General features: G+C 70.8%; 16 protein-coding genes. 9 read left to right on the forward strand and 7 right to left on the reverse strand.

The genetic code is table 11. From position 1 onward, the window contains the following. Positions 1–30 precede the first annotated feature (30 nt). Entirely contained in the window at positions 31–726 is a 696-nt protein-coding gene (locus M2157_RS44860; protein WP_280868073.1) for a TetR/AcrR family transcriptional regulator C-terminal domain-containing protein, read from the forward strand. A gap of 637 nt (positions 727–1,363) precedes the next feature. Here M2157_RS44860 and M2157_RS44865 read toward each other — a convergent pair. Both M2157_RS44865 and M2157_RS44870 read right to left on the reverse strand, forming a co-directional pair. Further along, positions 1,364–1,861: a DUF4396 domain-containing protein gene (locus tag M2157_RS44865; protein WP_280855386.1), complete on the reverse strand. Its 498-nt coding sequence runs from the start codon at positions 1,859–1,861 to the stop codon at positions 1,364–1,366. A gap of 111 nt (positions 1,862–1,972) precedes the next feature. Continuing rightward, positions 1,973–3,406, reverse strand: a complete 1,434-nt coding sequence (locus M2157_RS44870) for an MFS transporter (RefSeq protein ID WP_280855385.1) — start codon at positions 3,404–3,406, stop codon at positions 1,973–1,975. A gap of 200 nt (positions 3,407–3,606) precedes the next feature. Here M2157_RS44870 and M2157_RS44875 point away from each other — a divergent pair, with 200 nt between their 5' ends. Then, the gene (locus M2157_RS44875) at positions 3,607–4,257 is read left to right on the forward strand and encodes a TetR/AcrR family transcriptional regulator (RefSeq protein ID WP_280855384.1); all 651 of its coding nucleotides are present in this window, start codon (positions 3,607–3,609) and stop codon (positions 4,255–4,257) included. Positions 4,258–4,285: 28 nt separating this feature from the next. On the opposite strand, the gene M2157_RS44880 is transcribed toward M2157_RS44875, so the two are convergent. Together M2157_RS44880 and M2157_RS44885 are read right to left on the reverse strand one after the other, a co-directional pair. After that, positions 4,286–5,926 carry a multicopper oxidase family protein gene (locus tag M2157_RS44880; protein WP_280868074.1) on the reverse strand — a complete coding sequence of 547 codons (1,641 nt, stop codon included), beginning with the start codon at positions 5,924–5,926 and terminating at the stop codon, positions 4,286–4,288. A gap of 95 nt (positions 5,927–6,021) precedes the next feature. Beyond that, positions 6,022–6,453 carry a DUF6153 family protein gene (locus tag M2157_RS44885; RefSeq protein ID WP_280855382.1) on the reverse strand — a complete coding sequence of 144 codons (432 nt, stop codon included), beginning with the start codon at positions 6,451–6,453 and terminating at the stop codon, positions 6,022–6,024. A gap of 183 nt (positions 6,454–6,636) precedes the next feature. On the opposite strand from M2157_RS44885, the gene M2157_RS44890 reads away from it, so the two are divergent. Next, the gene (locus M2157_RS44890; protein WP_280855381.1) at positions 6,637–7,062 is read left to right on the forward strand and encodes a hypothetical protein; all 426 of its coding nucleotides are present in this window, start codon (positions 6,637–6,639) and stop codon (positions 7,060–7,062) included. Between the two features lie 142 nt (positions 7,063–7,204). Then, a complete protein-coding gene (locus M2157_RS44895) occupies positions 7,205–8,044 on the forward strand; it encodes a hypothetical protein (RefSeq protein ID WP_280855380.1) in 840 nt (279 codons plus the stop codon). Between the two features lie 52 nt (positions 8,045–8,096). Here the strand turns inward: M2157_RS44895 and M2157_RS44900 are convergent, their stop codons facing one another. Continuing rightward, the gene (locus M2157_RS44900; RefSeq protein WP_280855379.1) at positions 8,097–8,774 is read right to left on the reverse strand and encodes a TetR/AcrR family transcriptional regulator; all 678 of its coding nucleotides are present in this window, start codon (positions 8,772–8,774) and stop codon (positions 8,097–8,099) included. A gap of 119 nt (positions 8,775–8,893) precedes the next feature. On the opposite strand from M2157_RS44900, the gene M2157_RS44905 reads away from it, so the two are divergent. Further along, positions 8,894–9,517, forward strand: coding sequence for a class I SAM-dependent methyltransferase (locus tag M2157_RS44905; protein WP_280855378.1), 624 nt, complete (start codon positions 8,894–8,896; stop codon positions 9,515–9,517). Positions 9,518–9,621: 104 nt separating this feature from the next. Beyond that, entirely contained in the window at positions 9,622–10,260 is a 639-nt protein-coding gene (locus tag M2157_RS44910; RefSeq protein ID WP_280855377.1) for a DUF2218 domain-containing protein, read from the forward strand. Between the two features lie 607 nt (positions 10,261–10,867). Here the strand turns inward: M2157_RS44910 and M2157_RS44915 are convergent. Together M2157_RS44915 and M2157_RS44920 are read right to left on the reverse strand one after the other, a co-directional pair. Then, complete coding sequence (locus M2157_RS44915; protein WP_280868075.1) at positions 10,868–11,161, reverse strand: heavy-metal-associated domain-containing protein; 294 nt, start codon at positions 11,159–11,161, stop codon at positions 10,868–10,870. A 180-nt stretch (positions 11,162–11,341) separates the two neighbouring features. Beyond that, on the reverse strand, positions 11,342–12,202 hold the full coding sequence (locus M2157_RS44920) for a DUF5134 domain-containing protein (protein ID WP_280868076.1): 861 nt from the start codon (positions 12,200–12,202) through the stop codon (positions 11,342–11,344). A gap of 915 nt (positions 12,203–13,117) precedes the next feature. On the opposite strand from M2157_RS44920, the gene M2157_RS44925 reads away from it, so the two are divergent. From M2157_RS44925 to M2157_RS44935, 3 genes are all read left to right on the forward strand, one after another. Continuing rightward, entirely contained in the window at positions 13,118–13,528 is a 411-nt protein-coding gene (locus tag M2157_RS44925) for a hypothetical protein (protein WP_280855373.1), read from the forward strand. 135 nt (positions 13,529–13,663) lie between these two features. Then, entirely contained in the window at positions 13,664–14,779 is a 1,116-nt protein-coding gene (locus tag M2157_RS44930; RefSeq protein WP_280855372.1) for a PLP-dependent cysteine synthase family protein, read from the forward strand. Beyond that, entirely contained in the window at positions 14,776–16,071 is a 1,296-nt protein-coding gene (locus M2157_RS44935; protein ID WP_280868077.1) for an MFS transporter, read from the forward strand. The genes M2157_RS44930 and M2157_RS44935 overlap by 4 nt, the downstream gene beginning before the upstream one ends. The last annotated feature ends 485 nt before the right edge of the window (positions 16,072–16,556 follow it).

Here is a 16,556-nt window from a genome sequence, read left to right on the forward strand (position 1 = left end):
CTACGGCGTATACGTCTACACTGTAGACCTATGGGTGGCAGGCGGGAAGAGATCCTGGACGCGGCACTGGACATCGCCGACGAGCGTGGCCTGGAGGCGCTGTCGATGCGCGCGCTGGCCGACCGGGTCGGTGTCACGCCGATGGCGCTGTACCGGCACGTCAAGGACAAGGCGGCGCTGCTGGACGGCATGGTCGGACGCCTGCTGTCCGCGCTGTTGCCGTCGGACGCGGTGGAGAATCAGACCTGGGACGCACGGCTGAACTCCCTCGCGCACGCCTGCCGGAAGGTGACCCAGCGGCATCCCTGGGCCGCGCACCTGCTCTTCTCGCGCCCCGCCGTCACACCGGACGCCGTGCGTGCGGTGGACATCATCTACCTGGCCCTGATCGAGGCCGGGGTCCCGGACTCGGAGGTGCCCCGCCTGGAGCGGCTGATCAGCACCTTCGTCATCGGCTTCGCCACGTCCGAAGCCTCGGGCCGTTTCGCCCCCGGTGCCCTCGACCCACGCAGCCGCCGCGGTCAACTCCCGGACAGCGAACTCCCCGGCCACACCAGGCTCGGGCCCTGGCTGGACCTTCCCGTCGACTTCACCGCGGAGTTCGAGGCCGATCTGTCGGACATCCGGCGACTGGTGGAGGGGGCCGCGCGGGGGAGGGGTGAGGTGGGTGCGGCCGGTGGCAGGAGCGCCACGGAGGCTGTCGACCACTCCGCCCCGCCCGGCTGAGCGGTCTCCCCGTTCTCGCCGTCGCTGCCCTCCGCGACGAGGACGAGGGCAGGCAGAGATGCGAGTGTCGATCCGTTTCTGGCCCCCCTGAAGTTGATCCGCCTTGTGCCGCCGGTCTGCTGAAACAGCCGCCATGTCTGCCGTGACTGCGACGGATGGATGGCCGAGGTCTTCCGCGCCCTCGCCCGCGATCGGGCGGCGGGCCACCGCTCCCGGGACGCCGGCACCGCCCGTTCTGTCGCCGGACGGTTCGCGAGCCGGCGTCGGGGGCAGCTTGTTCGCGCAGGTGGTCAGCGTGGATCTGTCCGAGCAGATGCTGCACGGGCCCTCGGCCGCTCAATCTTGTGACTGCGCGCCGATGCCAGCGCGCTGCCGCCTCTTTCCCACTGAGGCCGCCCCCCCGTGGCCCGGACGGTGTGCTGTTGTGGATCAACCAGCTCGGCGAGGATGGACCGCTACACCTGCCCGCCGACGATGTCGCAGCCGCGCTTCCCGGGCAGTGGCAGCCGGGGGCGTGTGACCGTCTGACGGCGGCTTTTCTCTCCGTTGTTCCGGCCGGTGCGGTGTGCGCAAACGCCTGGGGCGCCACCCCATCGTCTCGGGACGCCCCAGGCGTTTGCGCCGGTCCGGTTGATGGTCAGTGGTAGGCGTGGACGACCGCGTGCCCCTTGCCCCGGCCGATCATCCACTTGTTGACCGGTGTGGTGATCAGGAAGGCGACCGCGAAGCCGCCGAGCAGGGCGGACCAGAACAGTCCGTCGGACAGCTCGGCGTCCATCGCGCCCGGGGTGAAGGCGATGATCGCGTTGTCGACCAGCTCCATGACGGCGATGGAGACGGTGTCGGCCGCGAGCGCGACCTTGATGGCGGTCTTGAGGTCCAGGCCGGCCCGGCGCACCGCGAAGAGCGTGAAGGAGTAGCCGAAGAGGAACGCCAGCGCGATCGCCAGGACCATCGTGGGTACGTTGCCCCACAGCAGGGCGGTGCCGATGGCCATGCCGAGGATTTCGCCGATGGCGCAGCCGGTCAGGCAGTGCAGCGTCGCCTTCACGGCCGTTCCCCAGGATGCCCCCGCGTGCCCGCCGTGCTCGGCGTGGCCCTCGTGAGTGGTGTGGTCGTGAGCGGTGTGGTCCATGACCTCTTCCCCATTCTCATCCAGTGTGGCCCGTGCCCGAGCCCCACACCACGGAACCATATACCCCCCAGGGGTATTTAGCCAGGCGTGCGTCGTTCATGCGCAGACGTGTCAGTGCACGTGCGGGCCCCCGGTCATCTGCGGCTTGCCACGGGGTACGAGTCCCAGTGCCACCGCGGCGCTCACCGCCGCCGCGAGTGCGCAGACGGTGAAGGCGTTCGTGAATCCGTCTATGGAGCCGGACTCGATGCCCGAGGCGGCGACCGTGGAGACGACCGCCACGCCGATCGAGCCGCCCACCTCGTGGAAGGTGTTGACGACGCCGGAGGCGAGGCCCGCCTCGTGGTGTTCGATCATGCCCAGCGCGGTGGTGGTGGCGGTGACGAAGACCGTGCCGAGGCCGAAGGTTGCCACGACGAAGGCGGGCAGCAGGCCCGCGTACACGCTGCTGTCGGCGGTCAGCCGGGTCAGCGGCAGGGATCCGGCGGCGGCGATCGCCATGCCGGTCGCGGCGACGGTTCGGCTGCCGACGCGGCCGAGGAGCCGGGAGGCGAGGTGGGCGCCGAGGCCGGTGGCCACGGCCACCGGCAGGAACAGCAGGCCGGTCTTCAGCGGGCTGAGGCCCTGGACGTGCTGGAGGTAGACCGAGCCGAGGAAGAAGTAGGCGATCAGCAGCGCGGTCGCGATCAGCATCAGGAACGCTCCCGCGAGCACCGGGCGCCGGGTGAACATCCTCAGGTCCATCAGCGGGGCCTGGGCGGCCCGTTCGACCGCGGCGAATCCTGCGTACAGCGCCACCGCGGCGGCCAGCGGCAGCAGTGTGGCTGCGTCGGACCAGCCGGAGTCGCCCGCCTCCACCAGGCCGTAGATGAGCAGGCCGGTGCCCGCGGTGACCAGCAGTGCGCCGGGCAGGTCGAGCCGGGCCGGCTGCGGGGCGCGGGCGGGGACGAGCGCGGGCAGGGCGGCGAGAACAGCGATGCCGATCGGGACGTTGATGAAGAAGACCCACTGCCAGCCGGGACCGTCGGTGAGCGCGCCCCCGATCAGGACGCCGGCCGCCGAGCCGGAGGCGCCGATCGCGGCCCACACGCCCAGTGCCTTGTTGCGCTCGGGGCCGTGGAAAGTGGTGGTGACGATCGAGAGCGCCGCCGGGGAGAGCAGGGCGGCCCCGACGCCCTGGGCGATCCGCCCGCCCAGGAGCACGGCGGCGCCGCCGGCGAGTCCGGTGACCAGCGAGGCGGCGGTGAAGACGGCGAGTCCGGCGAGGAGGGTGCGGCGAGCGCCGAGGGCGTCGGCGAGGCGTCCGCCGAGCAGCATCAGCCCGCCGAAGCACAGGGTGTACGCGGTGACCGTCCAGGTCAGTGTCGCCCGGTCGAGGTGGAGGTCGGAGGCCATGTCGGGCAGCGCGACGTTCACCACGGTGACGTCGAGGATCAGCATGAACTGCGCGACGCAGATGAGGGCCAGCGCCGCCCAGCGGCGTGGGTCGGCCGACGGGTGGTGATCTACCGGTGCGTGGTGTGCGGCGCTCGCGGAATGTGTCATGACGGGTCCTTGTCGCGAGGGGCGGAATGGAGAGGTCGGCATGGTGGTGAAGGCCGGCGCGGCGGCGAACGCCGAGCACGGTGACACCCACCCCATGGCCATGGGCGCGGGCAGAGGCAGTTGCCCGCCCACAACTGAACTGTACGGCTCAGTACATATGAACTCAACTGTTCAGTTCAGTCGGTTGCTACGATCGGCCCATGAATGTGGACAGCGTCAAACAGCCCCCCAGCGGCCCCCGGGCGGAGCAGAAGCGGCAGGCCATCGTCCGGGCAGCGCGCGAACTGTTCCTGCGGGAGGGCTTCGGCGTTGGTATGGACGCCATCGCCGCCGAGGCGAACGTGTCCAAGGTGACCGTCTACAACCACTTCGGCAGCAAGGAAGCGCTGTTCACCGCGGTCATCACGAGCGCGCTCGACGAACCCCTGGGCCACGCCTCCTCGGCCGCGCTCGAAGGGCTGCCCGAGGCGGAGGACCTGCGCTCCGCACTCCTGGACACGGCCCGAACGTGGGTGCACGCCGTCAGGACCAACCAGGACGTCATCGCCCTGCGCAACCTGGTCGCCGCCGAACAGCACCGCTTCCCCGAACTCGGCCGCGCCTGGCAGGGCCGGGGTCCCGAGGGCCACCATCCGGCCGTCGCCGGCGCCCTCCGCGAGCTCGCGGATCAGGGCCGGCTGGTCATCCCCGACCTGGAGACCGCGATCACCCAGCTGTACGCGCTGCTGGTCTTTCCCCACATGGTCTTCAGTACTTACGGCACGCAAGTGGACGAGAGTCTCGCCGACCGCCTCATCGTCAGCGGGGTGGACATGTTCCTCAGCTACTACGGTCCGGGGCGGGGCCGCTGAGCCCCGCCACGGACCGGCAACTGCAGGCTCAGGCCCCGTAGGCCACGACCGCCATCATCCCGGCCTCACCGTGGTAGGCGTTGTGGCAGTGCAGCATCCACTGGCCGGGATTGTCCGCGTCGAAGACGACCGACACCGACTTCCTGGGCAGCACGATGGTGGTGTCCTTGCGCGGACCGGTGCTGCCGAGCTGGTAGGTGTGGCCGTGCAGATGCATCGGATGCCACATGTCGCTCGTGTTGACGAAGTCGAGCCGGACCCGCTCGCCCTCCTCGACGAGCAGCGGGTTCGCGGTCGGATCGGCCATGTCGTACCGCCTGCCGTCGATGGACCAGTCGTACTTCGCCATGCTGCCGGTCAGTTCGATGCGGTGGACCCGGCCCGCCTTCTTCTCGTCCAGCCGTACGTCGTCGGCCGCATGCAGCTGCGCAGCGGTCACGATCACACCGTCCAGCTCGGCCGGTCGCACGGTCGGCTTCGGCGCGCTTCCCGACCCGGTGCGCACCAGGGCCATGCCGCTCGCGTTTTTGCCCTCGGCGAGCGCGACGAGCGGGAAGACGCCGTCGCCGAGGGTGACCAGGACGTCGTACCGCTCGCCCATGCCGATCAGCAGCGAGTCGGCCTGCTGGTGCTCCACGGGAAAGCCGTCGGTGTGGGTGACGGTCAGCTGGTGGCCACCGAGCGCCACCCGGTAGGCGGTGTCGGCGCCCGCGTTGATGATGCGGAGACGGACGCGCCTGCCCGGCTTGCCGGTGTAGACGGCCGGGGCGGCCGGCACCCGCCCGTTGATCAGGTGGTAGGGGTACTCGACGTCCCCGGCGTCGCCGCCGAGCAGTTCACTGGTGGCGCCCATGAGCATGAACCTCATCGACATACCATCCTCGGCGGAGGCGGACGGCGAGGACGTCGTGGCGTCCATGCCGGCGCCGCCCATGTCCATTCCGCCCATGTGTCCCATGTCGTGACCGGACGAGCCGGCCGACGCGGAGGGGGTGGATGCGTCGCCTGAACCGCCCATGTCCATGGCGCCCATGCCCTGCCTGAGTTCGGCGAAGGCTTCGTCGGGGGTGCCGGTCACGCCGTCCAGCCAGTCGTCGAGGACGACGACCCACTCGTCGTCGTACCCCAGCGGCTCCCCGGGGTCCTCGACGATCAGCGGCGCGTACAGGCCGCGGTCGAGCTGGACGCCGACGTGCGGGTGGGAGAAGTACGTGCCGGGCGCGTCGGCGATGAACCGGTACGTGAAGGCGGACCCGGCCCGCACCCCGGTCTGGGTGAGGGGCGGTACACCGTCCATGTCGCTGCGCAGTGCGATGCCGTGCCAGTGGAGGGAGGTCGTGGTCTGGCCGGGCAACTGGTTGGACAGTTCGGCGGCGAGGGTGTCGCCGGCCGAGATCCGGATCTCCTTACCGGGAGCCCGGCCGCTGAAGGCCCAGGACTTGGCCGTGATGCCGGCGCCCAGGTCGAGCGTTGCGGGAGCGGCCGTCAGGTTGAGGCGGTGCACCCTGCCCGTACTGGTCCGCTTCTTCTCGGTGCGGGCGACCTGCGAACCGGACGGGCTGAGCAGGGCGGGGCTGTTGGAGGTGTCGCTGCTGCAGGCGGCGAGCAGGCCGGTACCGGCCGCGCCCAGTCCGGCGAGCAGGACGGAGCGACGGTTGATGCTGTTCACGAATGGATCCTCTTCTCGATGCGCGAAAGGCGTTCGGGGTGGTCCGGACACGGCTCGCCGGCGTCGCCGGGACGCGGGAAGCCGTGGGACGCGGCCTATATGCGCAGCAGAGAAATGAGAGACAGGTCGGGTGGCGCACGACTCACCGACCGTGCGGCGTCCACGCCCGCGTGCACGGCGACGGGAACCGAGAAGGCGGGGGCCGGTGACTCGGGCGGGGCCGTGAGCTGTACGACGTGGACACCGGCAGCGGTGCACAGCTGCATCGCCATGGAAGGACAGGCAGCGCCGTCCGAACCGTGCACGACGGCGCCGGCTGCGGCTGGTGAGCCCGTGTGGGAGTGGGCGGCGGGAAGTGAGGGAGATCCCGGCATGGTGTGTGCCGCGGATGCCGACATCGTGGTGACCGGTGCGTCGGGCAGCTCGTGGTGCAGTAGTACGGCGAGCACCGCGCACAGCGTGACGAGCAGCCCGCGTGTCCAGCGGGCGGCACCGCCGAACCGGGGCAGCGGCTCTCCTACCGTCATCACGAGGCGTCCGTACTCTCTGCAAGCGAGGAAGGCCACCATACCCCGTACGGGTATAAGTGCCGTGTCGGTCTCCATGAGGTCCGCCCTCCGGGGCGCGACGTGCCATGGGTAGGCTGAGATGACCAGGGACAACCATCAGCGCCTGCACCGGGCGTCGGACATGGCGGTAGGGGCGGGCCTGTGAGCGGCGGTATGAAGGCGAGCGGCGTCGCCGCACGTCTTGTCCTGCTGGCCCTGCTGTTGCTCGGCGTCGGCGTGCTGCACACACTGAGCCACGCGGGAGCGCATGGCGGCGTCTCGGCACCCATCGCGGTCACGGACTCTCACGAGGCGTATCCCGTCGGCGCTGACGAAGCCGGTGCTGTGCACTTGCTGGATGTGGCCCACGTGAGCGTGGAGCAGCAGGAGCGAGGGCACCGGGCACATGTCGAAGCGACGGACGTGTCCGACTGCTTCGCGCTGATCCCGGGTGAAGCATGGCTGGCCCCGCCACCCTGCACGGCCGTGTCGAGCGGCGCCACGGATCTCGCTGCGTCCACCGCCGGTGCGGTCCAGGACTTTGGCGGGGGTCCCGCACGGGCGCAGCTGTCGGTACTGCGGATCTAGGCCGACGGTGACCTGACGCACGCACACCAGGAGGTGTCGTGCCGGCGGACCGCGCCTTCCTGGCTCGGCCGCCCATTCACCGTCCACGCTCCGAGGGGCCGATCCGCGTACCCGCGTGCGGCCCGCGCTGAAAGGCGTCCACTTGTCCCAGCACCATCTCGCCCACCGCACCTACGCACCTTCACCGAGTCGGGCCACGCATGCACGCGAACCGTACGACCCAGGGCCCGGGCAGCAGGCCGTCACCGCGCGCGACTCCGGTGGACCCCTGACCGAGCCGGACCGGTCGCCGGGCCGTGCCGAGCGGCGGCGGGGTCGCCGTCGTGCCCCGAAGCGCACGCCCCTGCTCGGCAGCTACCTCGGTTACGCCGCCACGTTCGTCGGCGCCGGACTCATCAGCGGCGCCATCGTGCACCATCCGCTGGATCCCGCCCGCTACACGCTCATTGCCGTCGTCGGCGCGGCGGTATTCCTCTTCGCCACCGTGCTCAACGAGTTCGTCCTCACCAAGCGGCGGCCCGCGGCGACCAGGGTGCTGGGCATCGTCACCGCGTCGCTCGCCCTGTCGTTCGGCATCGGCATGCTCAGCGGCGGACTGCAGCACTTCGAGGACTTTCCCGAACGCGCCGCGATGCTGATCCCCTTCGGACTGGCCCTCTCCTTCGTGGCGTACGTGCTCCGGCACGAGCCCGCCCGCTGGCGCAGCATCCTGGGCCCGGCGGGCATCCTGGTTCTTCTCACCGCCGCCCTCGCCTTCGTCGGCCTGCGCGGCATCGCCGACGGCATGGCCGCCGAGTCGGGCGGCGGCGGGCACAGCCACGGCGACGAGCCCGCCGGAGAGGCACAGACACCGGAGCAGGCGAATCCGGGCCACGACCATGACAGGAACAGCGGGACTCCGGCCTCCGCGGATCCTGAGGGGACCGCAGCTCCTGTCGAGAGTGAGGAGGCGGGGCACGCCGACGACTCACACAGCCACTGAAGCCGGGGGGGTGAGCCTTGGTGGCCGTCCCGGGAGCTTGGTGCCGGCGCGCTTACGGACGGGCAGAGTGACCGCCGTGGCCGGGGTGGTGCCCAGGGTGGTGCTGCGCATGCACCGTGGCGTCGGTGCGTCGGGGACTGTCCGATGAGCCGGCGCCACCCGGCCGCACCCCGGTGAGGGTGAGGGCGACGAGCCGGTGCACCGCGGCCTCGGACGGCAGGTCGCCGGCCGCGGTGAGGGCGTGCAGGCAGTAGCTCGCGAGTTCGCCGGGAGCGATGTCGTCCCGTACGTCGCCGGTCTGTACACCGTCGGCCAGCAGGTCCTCGACCATGCCGTGAAGTCGCTGCTGTGCCTGGTTGACCTGGCGGTCACGGTGCAGGAACGCCGCCACATCGCCGTCATGGTGCTGCCGGGACACGCGGGAGATGAGGGCGAACGCCCGCAGCACCGCCTTCAGACGCGCTCCGGCACCGTCGGTCCGGTCCCGGACTGCGGCCAGGTGGTCGAGGTGGTGGGTGATCTGCTGCTCGTGCCAGGCGAGGAGGATCGACTCGACGTCCGGAAAGTACTTGTACAGCGTCGCGCGCCCGATCCCGGAGTCCTTCGCGATCCGCGACATCGTCACCGACGTCAGCCCGTGCTCGGCGACCAGCGCCGCGGTGGTTTCCAGGACCGCCTTGCGTACGGCGGCGCGGTGCGCGTCGATCGTCTCGTTCCAGAGCTTGGGCACGGCCCCAGCATACGATCCGGCGATGCCGTGACACTGTGGATTGACAGAGACAGTGTGTCTCGATAAAGCTGAGGTCGTCCCGGGAACCCGGACGCTCAGGACAGACGGGAGAGCGCACCATGGCCGGCTCGACCCACCACCCCCACTCCGGTGCCCCGGTCCCGCCCACGCCGGACGACCTCTATGCCACCAGACCGCCCTGGGACATCGGCCGGGCTCAGCCGGCGTTCGCCGCTCTCGCCGACGCCGGTGCCTTGGGAGGCAGGGTCCTGGACGTCGGCTGCGGGACCGGTGAGCACGCGATCATGGCGGCTGGACTCGGCCTGGACGCGACCGGCGTGGACCTGGCGGCGAACGCCCTGCGCACGGCCGAGGACAAGGCCCGGGCCAGTGGTCGTACGGCGAGGTTCCTGCGGCACGATGCCAGGCGGCTGGGCGAACTCGGCGAGCGGTTCGACACGGTGCTCGACTGCGGGCTCTTCCACCTCTTCGACGGGGATGACCGCGCCGCTTACGTTCAGGCCCTGCGGGCCGTCGTACCCCGGGGCGGGCGCTACTTCATGCTCGGCTTCAGCGACCGGCAGCAGGGGGAGTGGGGGCGGGTGCACAGGCTGACGCGGGGCGAGATCGAAGCGGCGTTCGCCGAGGGGTGGCGGGTCGACAGCATCGAGCCGTCCACGATCGACATCACCACCGACCCGGAGGGCATCCGGGCGTGGCTGGCGGCTCTCACCCGTACCTGACCCACCCATCCGCCGGGACCGGCGTCCGATGCGGCGCCGTGCCCACGGACCGATCAGCGCACCAGACGATGCCTGCCTGGCAGGCGCACGGAAAAGGGAACGCCATGCCAACCGCCGAAGCCCGCGTCGAGACCGAACGGCCCGGCCGGTACCTCGTCCAGCTCTGCAAGCACTTCTCCCACAAGGGCCGCCACCTCGGCCGGCGCCTCCACGGCCATTCCGGCGGTGACGGCCAGGCGCCGCATGAGATGCGAGCCGTGGCGGAGCAGGCCCGGGTCGAGTGGTCCGACACCGAGGGGCATGTCGCCCTGCCCTGGGGCCGGATCACCCTGCGGGCCGCCCCCGGTGCGCTGCTCCTGCACGCCGAAGCAGACGCAGCCGACGACCTGAAGCGGCTGCAGGACCTCGTCGCCGGGCACGTGGGGCGGTTCGGCCGACGCGAAAGCCTGCGGGTGAACTGGCAGGCAATCGACACGTCGGCGGATTCTCCCGAGGCCGCCGTCGGCGATGCCCGGCTGTCGTCGGCGGATGCCGGGCCGCGCCGCAGTCACCTCAAGGTGGTGGGCGTCGTGGCCGTCGTCGCGATCGTCCTCGCGGTACACCTCGGGCTCGGCAGTGTCCTGCTGTCGAACTGGCGGTGGACCGGCTGGGCCGCCGGCGGCCTCCTGGCTGCGGTCATGCTGAAGGTGGGGCTTCTGGGCGGCTTCGCCATCCGCCGCGGCCGGGCCTCCAAGGGCCGCTGAACACGCGGCGGCACCGCGCATCGGCGGACGCGGGCCGGCTCAGTGCCCGCCGCTCGTCTCCGCCTCGGGGTGCTCGGTGAAGGAGCTTGCACCATCCCTCGACTCGTGGACTCCGCTCTGCGCGGCGGCCAGAGGACGTGCCCGGCGCTGACGGCGTGAGCGCTTGGGGCCGGCCGCCCGGCACCGTGAGCAGTTTCTTCCCGGTGACCCCGCCGTCGGCACTGCGGTGCAATGCGCCCGTGGTGTCGATGCCGTACAGCGCCTCCTTTCGGTCTGCCGGCGTCGTTGCCGTGCGGGGCGATGCCGGTGGCCCGCCGGAGCCCTGTGGGCGGCTCCGGCGGACCACCGGCCGGACATCGCTGCACCTCGGTTCGGCAGCTCATGCGCTCAGACGCCGACCTGCTCGCCCGGCTCCGCCCGCTCGGTTTCCTGGCGGACGGAGCCCGCGGACTTCTCGGTTCGCATCACCAGGAGGGTGAGGAGTCCGCCGATCGCGGCGTGCGGGCGCCGGCGCCTTGTCGGGGGAGTGTCTTCTCGGGAGCCGTGCTGGGCATGGGGATTTCCCAGGGGCAACATGTGATCCGGGGCCAACCGGCCCCGGAGGGGCTCACGCCGTGCCGACGAGTTCGTAACCCGCCTCGTCGACGGCGGCACGGACGGCCTCCTCGTCGAGCGGGGCGGCGGATGCGACAGTCACCTCACCGGTCTGGGCGACGGCCGTGACCGCGGTGACGCCACCCAGCGCGGATATCTCCTGCGAGACCGCGCCCTCGCAGTGGCCGCAGGTCATGCCGGACACCTTGTAGACGGTGGTGACCCCGCCGCCTTGGGCCTCGGTCGCGGCGCCGGAGTGGCAGGAACCCTCGGTGGAGCAGCAGGAGCCGTTCTTCTGGTCGGTCATGGCTTCTTCCTCCGGTGTCGACGCGCGTGGGTACTTCGTGGGGACTCGGTCTCTCGAGCCCCGACACGGTCAACCATATACCCCCTAGGGGTATCGATGGCATGTGATGCGGCCCACGAACATTCCTCTGCCTCCTGCACAAGGCCGACGCCGCTGGGAGTGTCGAGGAGGGCGTCGTCGCTATACGGCCATCATCAGCAGCATGGCGGACATGGTCCCGCCCATGCCGATGTGGGCGGCGAGGGCCGCCTCCGGTGCCGCGCCGATCCTGCGGCGACGGCCCCCATGACGGCCGCCGCCCGTCGTACGGGCCCTGTCCCACACGGAGAGCGCCAGCGACGCCAAGAACACGACGACGGTGTCAGGCATGGTCAGCAGCCAACGGCCCCAGCCGCTGCGCCGAGCACTCTCTCGACCGTCGGCGCGAGAGCTTCGGCCGGCGTCCCGGACACGCACCCGCACCGACGCGGCGATCGACAACAGGAAGTAGACGGCGAGCGCGGCGACGACGAAACGCCAGACGGAAGGCGACGCCGCCTCCGCCCCGGCGGCCAAGCCATGGCCGCTCATGCCCGGCATGGCCTCCACGTGGGCCGAGCCTGCCGTGTCGGCCGCATGCTGCATACCCGCCGCGTGCTCCATCCCCGGCGTCCCGGCCATGCCGTGGTGGCCCAGAGCGAGAACGGGCCCGGACGACGTGTTCGTCATCGCCAGCGTCATGAGCACCATGCCGGCGCTGCCGACGATGAGGTGTACCCAGTGGCGGCCTTCCTTCCAGCCGCGTTCACGCGTGCTCTTGACGGCCAACGCGACGGCGCCGGTCCCGAGGAGGGAGAACGCCGCCGACCACCACAGGCCGTAACCCCCGTACCAGGCCGCCGTCGCGGGCAGGGACATCGCGACCATGCACAGACCCATCAGCAGGTCGCCGCCTGCCGCGAACCGGGCCTCGCCGCTCGTGGTCATCATCCGGACCGCGCTGACGGCGGTGACCAGAGTGGCGACGACTGCGATGGACCAGCTCAGAGTCAGGCTTCCCATCTCGACCCCTCCTCCTGTCTCGCGCTGGATCCCCTCAAGGGGCTTGGCGGATAGGCCCCTTAGTACGGACCGGGACTGCGCACTGCTCACGAGGGCCGGGCTCGCTGGTGCCGGGTGCCGCCGGCCCGGGGTGCTCGCCGAAGCAAATCGGTCATGTGCGTGGCGCGTTGGCGTGCTGATGCCCGGGGGGTGGCGGGGGACGGTCCGCGGGCCGCTACCATCACGGCATGATTACGGCTTGGTCACCTCCGCGCTTGGCGCGGGCCCGTGCGTTTGCGGGTCCGTCGCTGCGCATGCTGGCCATGGCCGTGCTGCTGTTCGGCGTTGTGTTCACGCACGGACTGCACGTCGAGAGCGTCGAAGGGCACCTGGTGTCCAGCGCGGCAGCGCCCGCGCAGGTGCAGTCCGAGGGCGCCTTGGACGTCACGGACACACAGGTCCTTTTCCCACGTGCCGCGATGGCCGAGCGGCATGGCGGTCACGCCCCCGCGCACCGGGGTGAGCACTGCGTATCCGGCCAGCCGCAGCAGGGACCGGTGTTGACACCGCCCTGCTTTGCAGCGTCGGTTAGCGAATCCACCGCCCCCGGGTCTGCCTCGGTCAGGCGCGGCCAAGGCCAGCTCGTGATATCTGGCGCGTCGTCGGCGGCCCTGAGACTGTCCGTGGTCCAGCAGGTCTAGAAGCAGCAGTTCTCCCCTTCCGGCTGTCCGGGCCGCGCCCCTCTGACGGGCGATGAGAACGGTCGCCGACTCGCGCGAGACGACCACCAGTACTCCGCACACCTCGACGAGGATCCGGCGCTGCTGTCGACGCCGACCTGCCTCCCCACCCATGCCTGCCGCTTGCTTCTGCCCTGGCTGCCGCCGGGCCGAAGAGTCCCGGGCGCACGGAGGACCTGTGCCAACCAGCTCCCGCATGCCCACATTCGCCCCACGGGCCGTGGCCGACGGCCGCCGACCGCACCCACTCGCCCGTCTGCTGCGGGCCGCCCTGCTGTTGCTGATCGGCCTGTGCGCCGTCGTACACGGGCCTACCGGTGATCCGCACCAGCCGGCACCTGCCGTCACCGCGGTGTCGACGCCGGTTGCGAGTGACGGGGCGCCCCACGGCCCGCACGGCCACCACGGGGATGCGGAGTGTGCCGACGAAGCCGTCCGTACGACCGACCACGTTGCTCAGCAGCCACCTACCGGGGCCGGAACGGCAGCGCTCGTCGGCCTCTGCGTGGCGCTGGTACGGCCCCGAGCACACAGCCGTCCCTACCGGTTCCGCACTGGACATACGGGCAGGACCGCACTCGCCCGCACCTCGCGCTGGCGCATCTAGACCTCTCGCCCGCAGCCGATCCCGTACCGGCTGCCGCGCAACGGCTCCGCAGCCCCGGACGGTACCGACTGTCCGGCACGCGGCCGTAGCGCGAGATGAACACGCACTGCGCATTCATCGAGCGAGAGCGAACAGATGCAGTCACTGAAGAACACCGCCGCCACACCCGACCGGTCCGCCCTGTCGGCACTGGTGGGCAACACTCCGCTGCTGCGGGTGTCCCAGCCGCTGACACCGGCAGACCGCGGCTTCTGGGCGAAGCTCGAGGGCTTCAATCCCGGCGGCATCAAGGACCGGCCCGGCCTGCACATGGTGGAACGGGCCCGCGCCCGCGGCGACCTGCGCCCCGGCGCCCGGATCATCGAGTCCACCAGCGGCACCCTTGGCCTCGGCCTCGCCCTGGCCGCAATGGTCTACGGCCACCCGGTAACGCTGGTCACCGACCCCGGTCTGGAGACGTCCATGACCCGGCTCCTGACCGCCTACGGCGCCCAGGTCAATGTGGTCTCCGAGCCCCATCCCACCGGCGGCTGGCAGCAGGCCCGTCGCGAGCGCGTTCAGCAACTGATGGCGCAGCACGCCGACTCCTGGTGCCCGGACCAGTACAACAACCCGGACAACACCACCGCCTACACCCCGCTCGCCCTGGAACTGGCAAGCGAACTCGGCCACCTCGACGTCCTGGTGTGCAGCGTGGGCACCGGCGGACACTCCGCCGGCATCTCCCGCGTGCTGAAGCAGCTCTACCCCGACCTGACAGTGGTCGGGGTCGACACCATCGGCTCCACGATCTTCGGCCAGCCGGCCCGGCCGCGGCTCATGCGGGGTCTGGGATCGAGCATCTACCCCCGTAACGTCGCCTACGACGCCTTCTCCGAGGTCCACTGGGTGGCCCCGGCCGAGGCGGTGTGGACCTGCCGCCAACTGGCCACCTCGCACTACGCCACTGGCGGCTGGAGCGTAGGTGCGGTCGCCCTGGTCGCCGGATGGCTGGCCGGCACCCTGCCCGCGGACACCCGGATCGCGGCCATCTTCCCCGACGGACCGCAGCGCTACCTCGGGACGGTCTTCGACGACGACTACTGCGCCGCCCACGGGCTGCTCGCTTCACCGCCCCCGCCCGAGCCCGAGGTGATCGGGCGCATGGACGAGAAAGAAGTCGCTCGTTGGACCCGGTGCCCCAACGTGGTCGACCCGCTCACCCTGACCCAACCGTCAGCGGAAACCGAAGCCGTGGAGGAGAGCCGGTGAAGGGCACCCTCGCTCAGGTACGCAGCTACGAACGCAGCGTCCAGTTGCTGATGGTCAATCAGTTCACCATCAACCTCGGCTTCTACATGCTGATGCCCTACCTGGCCGCCCACCTGTCCGGCACCCTCGGACTGGCCGGCTGGGTCGTCGGACTCGTCCTCGGCGTACGCAACTTCAGCCAGCAGGGCATGTTTCTCGTCGGCGGGACGCTCGCCGACCGGTTCGGTTACAAGCCGTTGATCGTCGCCGGATGCGTGCTGCGCACGCTCGGCTTCGCCACGCTCGGGCTGGTCGATTCCCTGGCCGCGCTGATCGCCGCCTCGGCGGCGACGGGACTCGCCGGGGCCCTGTTCAATCCGGCGGTCCGGGCGTACCTCGCCGCGGATGCGGGGGAGCGCAGGGTTGAGGCGTTCGCGCTGTTCAACGTCTTCTACCAGGCCGGCATCCTGCTGGGCCCGCTCGTCGGCATGGTGCTGACAGGCGTCGACTTCCGCGTCACCTGCCTGGTCTCCGCCGGGATCTTCGCACTGCTGTCCATCGTCCAGATCCGGGCGCTGCCCACTCGCCGTGCCGACGACAGCAAGGCCAAGCAGGACGGCCGGGGCGGCGTACTGGCCCAATGGCGCGGCATTCTCGCCAACCGGCCGTTCCTGCTGTTCTCCGGCGCCATGATCGGCTCGTACGTCCTCACCTTCCAGGTCTATCTCGCGCTGCCACTGGAGGTGCGACGGGTCGGCGGTGACGGCGAGTTCGGCACAGCGGCCGTTGCAGGGCTCTTCGCCGTCTCCGGACTGAGCACGATCCTCTGCCAGACGAGGGTGACCGCGTGGTGCAAAGCCCGGTACGAGCCGGGTCAGGCGCTGACCCGAGGTCTGGCGGCCATGGGCCTGGCCTTCGTGCCTCTGCTGCTGTCCACCGTCCTGCCCGTCCCCGATTCCGGTGTGGGCCTGTGGCTGCTGGCCGCGGTGCCGTCCACGCTCGCCGCGCTGCTCCTGGCGATCGGCACGATGATCGCCTACCCCTTCGAGATGGACACCATCGTCCGCCTCTGCGGTGACCGTCTCGTGGCCACGCACTACGGGCTGTACAACACCGTCTGCGGCATCGGCATCACCCTCGGGAACCTGCTCACCGGCGCGGCCCTCGACGCCGCTCGCGAGGCCGGGGTGCCGGCGCTGCCGTGGATCTCGCTGTGCGCGCTCGGCCTCGCCTGCGCGGCCGCCCTCTACGCCCTGCACCGCACCGGGCGACTGGCGACCCCGACGCACCGACCGCAGCCGGCCGTCGCCTGATCCACAACCGTTCCGGGACCAGGGGCGGGCGCCGCACGGCGCCCGCCCCTGGCGACTCCCACGGTGGTCGGAGACGGCGCGGCCACCCAGCGGAAACTGGACGAACTGCGACACCGTTCGCCTGTCTGCCGGTGATGGTCCATGAGCCGGTGCACCTCGTCGAGGGTGAACACGGTTCCGGACCAGCGCTCGCCGTCGTCCCGCGTGACCCACATGTCCACATTGCAGACCTCGTCGAGCTCCTCGTCCGCACCGGGCACGAAGCAGATCTCGTACCCGTCGCGCCAGACTCGGTAAAAGGGACCCTCCCACATGTTCGCTCCGTAGCGCTCCGCCGCATGCCGCCTTCATGAACCGAGCCGGACGGCCGACCAGTACACACAACTAGCCTGCCGAAAACCGCTGAGCTCCTTGCCGGTGAGAAGTTCGACGCCCTCGGCGGGCACGTCGGGAACTGCCGTCGAAGCACAGCCGTACCGACGCCG

It is taken from the genome of Streptomyces sp. SAI-127, from assembly GCF_029894425.1.
Lineage (GTDB): Bacteria > Actinomycetota > Actinomycetes > Streptomycetales > Streptomycetaceae > Streptomyces.